Origin of the sequence: Congregibacter sp. (assembly GCF_045107095.1) — a bacterium.
Lineage (GTDB): Bacteria > Pseudomonadota > Gammaproteobacteria > Pseudomonadales > Halieaceae > Congregibacter.
On the sequence record NZ_JBGCFU010000123.1, the window covers coordinates 1 to 9,297 of the forward strand.

Below are 9,297 nucleotides of genomic sequence, written 5' to 3' on the forward strand. Positions count from 1 at the left end.
TGGGTTGCGACCCACAAGGCTGGTTGGGAGGCGAGGACCAATGTGGCGTACGCGATCACTCTCTCTGAAAGTGGACAACTGATTGGGGCAATAGGGCTCCACAACTTTGAGCCTTTGCGAGCGGAGCTAGGTTACTGGTTAGGTGAGCCGTTCTGGGGAGATGGTTATTGCACTGAGGCAGCAAAGGCGATGATCAAGTTTTCCTTTAAAAACCTCGGCCTTGAGAGTGTCACTGCAGAGCATCTGTCGTCCAATCCAGCGTCAGGTGGCGTTATGCGGAAGCTCGGAATGACTCCCGTAAAAAAGATCCGAAGCCAAGATAGGTACGGTGATCTGGTTGACGTAGAGGTGTATAACATTACGAATAAGAGCCAATGCGAAGACAGCACCCATGAGCGGTATTAGTGAGGTCGTTTTCTTTATGTCTTTGTTGCGCTGAGTCTCCTTAGGCTCTTCAAGTGAGGACGGCCTACCCGGAGGAAAAACCGTGCACGCCCCAATAAATCTCGACGAGAAGTTTTCAAAGTTCTCGGAGCACTGGTCTCCGAGGGTTGTCGCCGAAATGAATGATTACCAATTTAAGATAGCCAAGGTGCAGAACGAATTTGTATGGCACTCGCATTCTGACACTGATGAAGTATTCATCGTCATTGAGGGCGTCCTGGAGATACAGTTCAGAGATGGAGAAGTCACCCTCAAAGCGGGGGAGATGTACGTGGTTCCGAAAGGTGTTGAGCACAAGCCGAAAGCGTCGGAGGAATGTCGGATTATGCTCGTTGAACCTAAAGGTGTGATCAACACGGGCGAAGCGGGCGGTGGCTTGACGGCGGAAAACGACGTCTGGGTATAGAAAAGTTTTTTTTCAGGTAGTGCCGGAGTAGTTATGGAAGTAAATGTTCAGCTAATGCAGCCGTTGGTGGTGTTAGTCGTGTGGTCTGCCTTTATGTGGCTTTGGATGTATGCGACGAGACTGCCCGCAATAGCGGCAATGAAGTTAGAAATGGATCCCGAGGCACCGGCGGGCTTGCAAATGTCGCAGTTGCCGGCAAAAGTGCGCTGGAAGGCAGATAACTACAATCACTTGATGGAGCAGCCGACGGTGTTCTATGCCATTGTGCTGTCTTTAGCTTTTCTCGGTGCGAGTTCAGAGGTGAACATCTACGCGGCATGGATTTATGTTGCTTTGCGGGTCGTGCACAGCCTTTTGCAAGCGCTCCTGAACAAAATTGAGCTGCGCTTTGCTGTCTTTTTTCTGTCGAATATTCCCTTGGGTATTCTGACCTTTAATGCGGCAAGCGCAGCATTTTCGTGACTGTGAATGACAGTCAATGACTAGCAAAACTACGATCTAACGAGAGGATTACAAAATGCTTGGATACGTTACTTTAGGATCGAATCAGTTTGAAAAAGCGGCTGCTTTTTATGACGCACTGTTTGCTGAGTGCGGAGCAAAAAGGTTGATGGAGCTCGATGGGTTTATTCTCTGGGGAACTTCGATGGAGGCGGGGGCCATTGCTCTCACTAAGCCCTTCAACCAAGAGCCTGCAACCGTCGGAAACGGCGGTATGGCCGCTATCCAAGCGGAGTCTAAAGAAGTAGTAGATGCTCTCCATCGCAAAGCTCTGGAAGCTGGCGGACAGGACGAAGGCGAACCCGGACAACGAGGTGATGGTTTTTACGCAAGTTACTTTCGGGATCTGGATGGCAACAAGCTGGCAGCATTTTTCCTGGGTTGAGAGAGCTGCATTGCCTCTGGCTAGTACCTAAAGGCTACCTAAGTCCAAGCTTAGGCCTGTGAATCTTCGATGGAAGCTGTCTACGACAAGATTGGAAAGAGCTACTCCGCAGGTCGCAAGGCGGACCCTGCAGTATTCGCTTTGTTATGGCGGCACCTAAGAGGCGCAACGTCGCTCCTAAATATCGGTGCGGGGACCTCATCTTATGAGCCTGATGTGTCGGGCGTGGAGGTAACGGCCCTCGAGCCTTCCCTAGAGATGATCAGGCAAAGACCCGTGGGGGCGGCGCCCGTAACGCAGGCAATAGCCGAGTCGCTGCCTTTTGGGCGTGGCGCGTTTTCTCATTCGATGACTGTGCTGTCTATGCATCACTGGACGGACCGTAAAGCCGCTTTTGCTGAGATCAAGCGGGTCACTACGACACGCTTTGTCGCCATCACCTGGGACCCTGACGCTCCTCGCTATTGGCTTACAGAAGAGTACTTTCCCGAGATACATGACATAGACAGCCAGAACTTTCCGTCTCTGGATGAGATCGCCGAGAGCTTTCCCGGCGTGGTGTTTGTTCCCCTGGAGATTCCAGCTGACTGCGACGATGGTTTTACGGCAGCCTATTGGGCGCGTCCTCATGCATATCTGGACCCCGTTGTTAGGTCGTGCATGTCTACCTTCTCGAAAATGAAACACGCAGAAGCGGGTCTACAGAAGCTTCGTGACGACTTGAATAATGGCTTGTGGTATCGGAAACACGGGCACCTGCAAACTAGGGACAGCCTTGATCTTGGTTACAAGATCGCGGTCTGGGATGTTTAATAGCAGTAACGGGTTGGGGCCGGAAGGGTCCAGGGAGCTGGCATGGAGGTAGTAAAAGGTATTGGCGGTATTTTTTTTCGTGCAAGAGATCCTGGAGGCCTGGCTGATTGGTACGCGGAGCATTTAGGCGTAACCCCGGTGCCGACGTCTTACGACATCCAGCCGTGGCAGCAACAGTCAGGTTCTACGGTCTTTGCGCCTTTTGACGAAAATACAGAGTACTTCGGTCGGCCGGAGCAATCCTGGATGATTAATTTTCGTGTCGATGATTTAGATGCCATGGCGCAACAGCTTCGTTCTGCCGGGGTCGATGTTGAGGTAGACGCTGCTGAGCAACCCAATGGCAGATTCGCTAGACTGCACGATCCTGAAGGTAATCCTATTGAGTTGTGGGAACCCTCATGAGTTTGCAGCTCTTTTTGAAATCTCTTTATGTTTAGGCGTGCCGAAATCGACAGTATTCTGCTACGACTGCTACACTTGACGTGACGTTCATTGCGCCCACGATGCAGGGCTTTTCTCTCGGCCTGGGTCTCATCGTCGCAATCGGTGCACAGAATGCTTTTGTTCTCCGCCAAGGCTTGCGAAGAGAGCATGTGGCTAGTGTCGTTCTGCTTTGTGCGCTTGCCGACGCCATATTAATCTCTGCAGGCGTTTTTGGCTTGGCCAAGGCGCTAGGCGAGCTTGATTGGCTCGCGAAGGGTATGGCCTTGGCCGGGGCTATTTTCCTGATCATTTATGGTTGGCGTGCTTTCGCGCGAGCCACAGCCCCACAGAAGTTGACTGTTGATCAAACGGGCGCGCCGCTCAGTCGAGGAGCGGCATTGTTACAAGCAGCAGCGTTTACTCTGCTCAATCCCCACGTATACCTGGATACAGTGATGCTGATGGGTACTGCTGGCGCGCAGCAACCGCCTGCGCTACAAGTCTGGTTCGTCACGGGCGCCTGCGTAGCAAGCTTTGTCTGGTTTGGAGCGCTGGGATTTGGCGCTCGCTGGCTTGCACCGTTGTTCACAAAGCCGGCCGCCTGGCGGGTTTTAGATGCCGTGATTGGTGTCGTGATGTGGTCCCTTGCTGTGCTCTTACTTCGTCATGCCTTTAACGCACCGTAAACCCGGCTGTCCGCACAGACTCCAGCCCTAACGGCACCAGAACTCACATCAGCAGTTAAACTGGCCTTCGACCTGGTTTGCGAGACTCTACTGTGCTTTTCACCTTATTCGACACACACTTTGGAACCTGCGGGATTGGGTGGAACGATGTGGGACTGTCGCGGGTGCAACTCCCCGAAGCTACCGCAGACGAAACCGCCGCACGAATGCGCTCCTTTGGTATGACCTCGACGACTCTTTTACCCAAGTACGCTCAAGCGGCCGTGGCTGCATTGACGGCGTATTTTGAAGGCGAGGCGGTTGCCCTGGAAGGCTTGGCGCTAGATTACTCGTTGGTGTCGCCTTTTAACGCCTTGATCTACGGCGCGCTAAGGAATGTTTCACGAGGCGAGATGGTTTCCTACGGCGACCTCGCCAAGCGACTAGAGCAGCCTGGCGCCGCCCGCGCCGTGGGCATCGCAATGAGCAAAAATCCATGGCCTGTCGTTGTGCCATGTCATCGCGTTATCGGCGCAAACGGCAAGTTGACCGGTTTCTCCGCGTACGGGGGCTTAGACACCAAACTGCGTTTGCTCACCTTGGAAGGAACCCAGTTTGGTGAGGCACCGGGCTTGTTCGACGATCCTGCCTTTGGTCGGGATTAGCAGCTGGGTTCTCCAAATGACGGTGGTTACGCAGGGGGCGCAGTTTTGCTGTCTGGCGGCTATACTCTGCGGCCCTTATCTTTCCTAAGACAAAAAAGGACAGCAGTTCATGACTACAGGTAAGCAGCTTTATAGCACTCTCGCAGATGGCAAATTGACGGTCGAGGTTGTCGAAAAAGAATTCGCGGCCCCACAGGGCAACTCCGTGCTTGTTCAGATGGAAGCCGCCCCCATCAATCCCTCCGATCTTGCAATTCTTACCAGCGCCGCGGATCTCGATAACGCGGAATACACGCCGGGTAAGTTTGTTGCCGACATGCCAGAGCCTTTTTACAGCGCGCAAAAAGCACGACATGGGCAGCGTCTACCGGTAGGTAACGAAGGTGCCGGTACTGTGATTGCTGCCGGTGATAGCGAAGCTGCGCAAGCTCTTATGGGTCAACGAGTTGCCTGCGTACCGGGTAACGCTTACTCGCAGTACTGCTATGCGGATGCCGGCATGTGTCTGCCTTTGGGCGACATCACTTCAGAGCAGGGTGCATCTGCTTTTGTGAACCCTATGACGGCGCTTGGTTTTGTTGAGACCGCAAAAATGGAAGGTCAAAGCGCGATTCTGCACACAGCAGCGGCGTCTAACCTTGGCCAGATGTTGGTAAAAATTTGCCAGGAAGACGATATTCCATTGGTTAACATTGTTCGCAAAGCAGAGCATGTTGAAATGCTGCAAGGCCTGGGCGCCACGCACGTTGTGAATTCATCTGATGATGATTACTTCAAGCAGCTCAAAAATGCGATCGAAACAACGGGCGCTTACTACGGCTTTGATCCTATCGGTGGCGGCAATATGGTAGACACCTGCTTTAAGGCGATGGAGCAGGTTGCTGTGAGTAAAATGACCGAGTTCTCACGATACGGTTCTGAGCAGGCCAAGAAGATGTACATCTATGGGCGCTTGGACTTTACTCCGACAATGCTCACGCCTGCTTATGGATTTGGATGGACCCTGTCGGGCTGGTTGCTCACTCCCTTCCTGGCAAATGCGGGTATGGAAACAATGGTGCGTATGCGCCAGCGCGTTTTAGCCGGCCTGACGTCCACCTTTGCCAGCTCTTACAAGAGCCGGGTGAACCTTGAAGAGATGCTGACTAAAGAAGCGGCGACTGATTACCGGACGATGAAAACCGGTGAGAAGTACCTCGTTACGCCTCACGCCTAGATCTAGGGCGCCGACTGGTGGCTAGTCCGTCTTTGGGCGGACTCAGCTGCGGTCAATTTAGGCCAATGGACGCTCAACGCGTGAATGAGCTTGAGCGTACGGAAGCCGTCCAGCCATTGATGAAACTGAAGAATAAATGCGCCCTTAGTGGCGCATTGTTTTTTTGCATGATCAAGAAACCTCTCCAAACCTAATTCGATGACCGCGGCCAGTGTCTCAGGATGGTCTCGCAAGCCAGTGCCGAAATCGCCAACCTTGCTGCCTGGCACTCCCTGTTCTTTTGCATAGCCGATGAGTGCGGTGAGCCCTTCGAAGCATCGAGGGTCGTAAAAGTACGGCACGGACTCCAGTGAATCTCCGTCTAGTAGTTGCTGCAATGCCGGTCCGGTACCGAAGGGTACTCGGGAGGACAGTCTTGCCGACAACAGAATGGGTTCACAGTCAGGGGTGCGAACCTGACCTTCCTTAACGGCTTTATTGAGGAGGTAGAAGTCCTCACCTGCGGCGCGACGGGGGAATCCCCTCACTACAGCATAGGTTTCTGCTTTTATTGCAATGCAGCTGCCAATAGTGTGAAAACCATAGGGGGAGCCCGCACTGCGAAGTCCCTCGACGTAGTGGTTCAAATACGCCTCGTAGAATTTAGTCGCTTGTGCTTGACCGCAATCAGCAGGCGTCATGTGCGCAAACGGATAGATCAAGGCCACCGCTGCGTCGCTTGAAGCTGCCGCTGAAAAGTAGTCGGAGGGGAGCACCGCATCTGCATCGGTACAGTGAATCCAAGGGCTTGTCACCACGTCGGTGGCCGCTAAAGCTAAGGCAACATCACAGCCCAGCTTGCGAGCAAGGCCTACGCCTTCTTTCCGTGGCAAAGGCTCTGCCCGTTCTATCAACAGTACATGGTTATTTTGTTTGGCATCGACACAGCGCAGCGTGCTGTTGGTTTTGGAAGGCCGCGATTCTTCTTTTAGTGTTTGGATGTAATCTCGCAACTCATCGTTACAATGAAGGTCCTTCTCCGTATCGGGCCTGTTGAGTACAAGAATTAGTAGGGTGTTCGAGTAGCGCTGAAGGTTTTGCAGTAGCGAGGGTGATTCCTTGTAGGCGGGGATAACCAGCACGTTCCGCCAAGTCCCTAGTTCAGAGTGGGTGTACTGGTTTTGAGCAAGTTCGTAAAACGCTCGTGCCTCGGGAACGGCATAGCGCAGAAGGTACTGCGCCGCGGGTTTCAATGCAGAGCAGCACGCAGAGGAAGTGAGCGTACGATATCGGCTTCGTCCTCCAGCAGCTCCTGCCAGCGTCTAGCGACAACGTCTTTGGCGAAGTAGCATTCTGCAAGCCCAAGAAAAAGCTCGAAATGGCGTTCTTCGGAGCGTGCTATCGCCCGGTAAAACTTGTGGAGAGGACCGTCCTCTAGAGCATCCGCTATGAGCGCAAATCGCTCGGCGCCCCTTGCTTCAATGATCCCTGCGGTAAGTAAGCGGTCGAGCAGATAGTCGTCTTTGCCATCGCGAATAGATTTGCGAAAGCGGCCAACATAAGCATCCTTTGTGTCCGCGCCGGTGCGCCCACCCCTTTGGTGTATCCACTTCACCACTTCGCGATAATGTGACAGCTCTTCGATCGCAAGGTCTGCCATGGCCTCGACCAGTTCTACGCGGTCCGGGTAATGGGAGAGCATGGAAATCGCCATGCCCGAGGCCTTTTTTTCTGCGGCGGCGTGATCCAGCAAAAAGCGATCAAAATCTGCGAGCACCGCGTCTACCCAGCCGACAGGTGTTGCAAACAACAACGGGCTCTCGAAGGACGGGTTTCCTACGGCAGGCTTTTGCTGTGCGACAGATGACGCCATCAGCTGCCGGCGGCGATCGCGGAGGTGCCAGCTTCAAAGTCACGGCGTAACGCTTCTTCCAGTCGAGCCATCATTGGCTCGCGGATTCGCGCTTTCGTTGCTTTGTGAGCGGGCATGTTGAGCGCGCTGTAGCTTGTGGCCAATTCAATGGCACGATCGATTAACTGCACGTCCTCCACGACCTCATCAAGATACCCGGCGCTCACTGCAGAGTCGGGGTCATAAACGTGAGCAAGGCCGACCGCATCATTCAATTGCGTTTCGGCTAGGCGTGCACGGGCAAGTTCAATACCAAACCACGGCAAGGTCATTCCGATCGCGACCTCGTTGAGGCCCAGCTTGTAGTTACCTTGCATGCCCACACGGTAGTCGGCGGAAAGGCACAGGAGCGCGCCCATGGCCAGAGCATGACCACTAACTGCCAAGACGACGGGTGTGCTGAAGCACAGTAATCGCACGGACAAGTCAGCGCCCATGCGCAGCAGTTTCATCATGGGTTCGCCACCAGCACCCATTACCGATAGGTCGAAACCAGCAGAGAACTTACCGGGACGTCCGGCGATAATCACGACTTTGCCAGCAGCTTCTGCTGTGTCCAGGGCCGCATTGACTGCCTCAAACATGGCAAACGACAGCGCGTTGGCTTTGCCGTCATCCATGGTGATCATCGTATAGGCTTCGTTTTCTTCAATTGTTACCAGTTCTGACATTTTCGTGTGCCTTTTCTAGGGAAGGTGGTTGGCAGTATCCGTGGGTGGGATCAGGACATCACCAAACCCAGGAATACGATCAAGCCACTGCCCGCCGCGATGAGTGTTCTTACTCGCAGTCGTGAGGAAGACAGGCCAAGCCAAACGCCGCTCAAGATAATGAACAGCATGCCGGCAGCAAACACTTTCTGAAACTCTCGGTACATAGACGGGCCATGGCCAAAATGCAATTCCTGCATACGCTTTTGAAAGCTAGGCTCGTTGCGGCTGACAGACACGCTGTCGCCGTCAATCGTTAGACCGTAATAGGTGCGCGATGTTGGGCGAGTGTAAAGAGTGTCACCGCGGGTGATGACATAGTCGAAGCTGAAGCCCTCAATACCCGTCGCTGAAAGCGCCGCAAGGACTGCCTCTTTGCTGGGGTCGCTCATCAGGGCAACGCCACCGTCTGTTTGGCCGACGGGAGTTGTTTCCAGCGAACCTTTTACGCCCAACAGATACATACCACCCGAGAACGCGACGAGTACAACGACTGCCGCGAAGAATGACGAGAGATAAAGGTGGATAGAGATAAAAAGACTACGGCTCATGAAAAACGACTCCAAAACAAGGACTTGCTGTGTATTTGGGGCAGGATGCTACGCGATATCCAGCTCGGGGAAAAGTTGCTCGTGAGAGTGTTCAGCCTTACCGGCGGGGGCTTGAGCACCCAGTAGACTCAGCGATCAAAAATCGGCGTCACCACGTCATTGAAGGATTCGCTCATGCGCTCGCGAATGAGCGTCGCAAGCGCTTGATAGAGATGACGTACGGGACTGCCATTCCTGTAAACCAGCGCGTGCTCTCTGAAGAGGCGCGAGCCTTCGATACGAATCACGTCCAATTCTTCCGGGCGATGTATTTCCGAACGGATGTATAAGGCAGGCAAGAACGCTACGCCCATACCCATTACGACCATCTGACGTAGCGTGTCCAGACTCGTGCCCTCATAGTCTCTGTTAAGTACCGCCCCAGTGCGCTCGCAGATACGCTGCACCTCTTGGTGCAGCTGATGACGCTCGTCCAGCCCCAGGATACTCATACCGGCGAGCTCTTGTTCTTGAAGAACACCATCCACCGCCAAGCCCGCCTCTTTGGAGGCTACTAGCAGCAAGGGTTCACGAAACAGCACATCCACAGCCAGACTAGTTGATCGCAAGGGTAAGGGAACAAGC

General features: G+C 53.7%; 14 protein-coding genes. 9 read left to right on the top strand and 5 right to left on the bottom strand.

Annotated elements, in window-relative coordinates:
- From AB8B76_RS14800 to AB8B76_RS14840, 9 genes are all read left to right on the top strand, one after another.
- A partial coding sequence (locus AB8B76_RS14800; protein ID WP_405273637.1) for a GNAT family N-acetyltransferase occupies positions 1-405 on the top strand: 405 nt, incomplete at its 5' end.
- 82 nt (positions 406-487) lie between these two features.
- Entirely contained in the window at positions 488-850 is a 363-nt protein-coding gene (locus tag AB8B76_RS14805) for a cupin domain-containing protein (protein ID WP_405273638.1), read from the top strand.
- Positions 851-883: 33 nt separating this feature from the next.
- Positions 884-1,312, top strand: coding sequence for an MAPEG family protein (locus tag AB8B76_RS14810; protein WP_405273639.1), 429 nt, complete (start codon positions 884-886; stop codon positions 1,310-1,312).
- Between the two features lie 55 nt (positions 1,313-1,367).
- Positions 1,368-1,736 (top strand): VOC family protein, encoded by a 369-nt coding sequence (locus AB8B76_RS14815; RefSeq protein ID WP_405273640.1) that lies wholly within the window; start codon positions 1,368-1,370, stop codon positions 1,734-1,736.
- Positions 1,737-1,805: 69 nt separating this feature from the next.
- Positions 1,806-2,549 carry a class I SAM-dependent methyltransferase gene (locus AB8B76_RS14820; protein WP_405273641.1) on the top strand — a complete coding sequence of 248 codons (744 nt, stop codon included), beginning with the start codon at positions 1,806-1,808 and terminating at the stop codon, positions 2,547-2,549.
- 42 nt (positions 2,550-2,591) lie between these two features.
- Complete coding sequence (locus tag AB8B76_RS14825; protein WP_405273642.1) at positions 2,592-2,954, top strand: VOC family protein; 363 nt, start codon at positions 2,592-2,594, stop codon at positions 2,952-2,954.
- Between the two features lie 80 nt (positions 2,955-3,034).
- Positions 3,035-3,661 carry a LysE/ArgO family amino acid transporter gene (locus AB8B76_RS14830; protein ID WP_405273643.1) on the top strand — a complete coding sequence of 209 codons (627 nt, stop codon included), beginning with the start codon at positions 3,035-3,037 and terminating at the stop codon, positions 3,659-3,661.
- Positions 3,662-3,753: 92 nt separating this feature from the next.
- Entirely contained in the window at positions 3,754-4,305 is a 552-nt protein-coding gene (locus tag AB8B76_RS14835; RefSeq protein WP_405273644.1) for a methylated-DNA--[protein]-cysteine S-methyltransferase, read from the top strand.
- Between the two features lie 109 nt (positions 4,306-4,414).
- Entirely contained in the window at positions 4,415-5,521 is a 1,107-nt protein-coding gene (locus AB8B76_RS14840; protein ID WP_405273645.1) for a zinc-binding dehydrogenase, read from the top strand.
- Positions 5,522-5,523: 2 nt separating this feature from the next.
- On the opposite strand, the gene AB8B76_RS14845 is transcribed toward AB8B76_RS14840, so the two are convergent.
- The 5 genes from AB8B76_RS14845 to AB8B76_RS14865 all read right to left on the bottom strand — a co-directional run.
- A complete protein-coding gene (locus AB8B76_RS14845; RefSeq protein ID WP_405273646.1) occupies positions 5,524-6,753 on the bottom strand; it encodes a hypothetical protein in 1,230 nt (409 codons plus the stop codon).
- Positions 6,750-7,373, bottom strand: a complete 624-nt coding sequence (locus AB8B76_RS14850) for a tRNA-(ms[2]io[6]A)-hydroxylase (RefSeq protein ID WP_405273647.1) — start codon at positions 7,371-7,373, stop codon at positions 6,750-6,752. Before AB8B76_RS14850 ends, AB8B76_RS14845 begins: the two co-directional genes overlap by 4 nt.
- On the bottom strand, positions 7,373-8,083 hold the full coding sequence (locus tag AB8B76_RS14855; RefSeq protein ID WP_405273648.1) for a crotonase/enoyl-CoA hydratase family protein: 711 nt from the start codon (positions 8,081-8,083) through the stop codon (positions 7,373-7,375). Before AB8B76_RS14855 ends, AB8B76_RS14850 begins: the two co-directional genes overlap by 1 nt.
- A gap of 50 nt (positions 8,084-8,133) precedes the next feature.
- Entirely contained in the window at positions 8,134-8,673 is a 540-nt protein-coding gene (locus AB8B76_RS14860; RefSeq protein ID WP_405273649.1) for a hypothetical protein, read from the bottom strand.
- Positions 8,674-8,801: 128 nt separating this feature from the next.
- The coding region (locus AB8B76_RS14865) for a LysR substrate-binding domain-containing protein (protein ID WP_405273650.1) at positions 8,802-9,297 on the bottom strand (496 nt) is incomplete at its 5' end.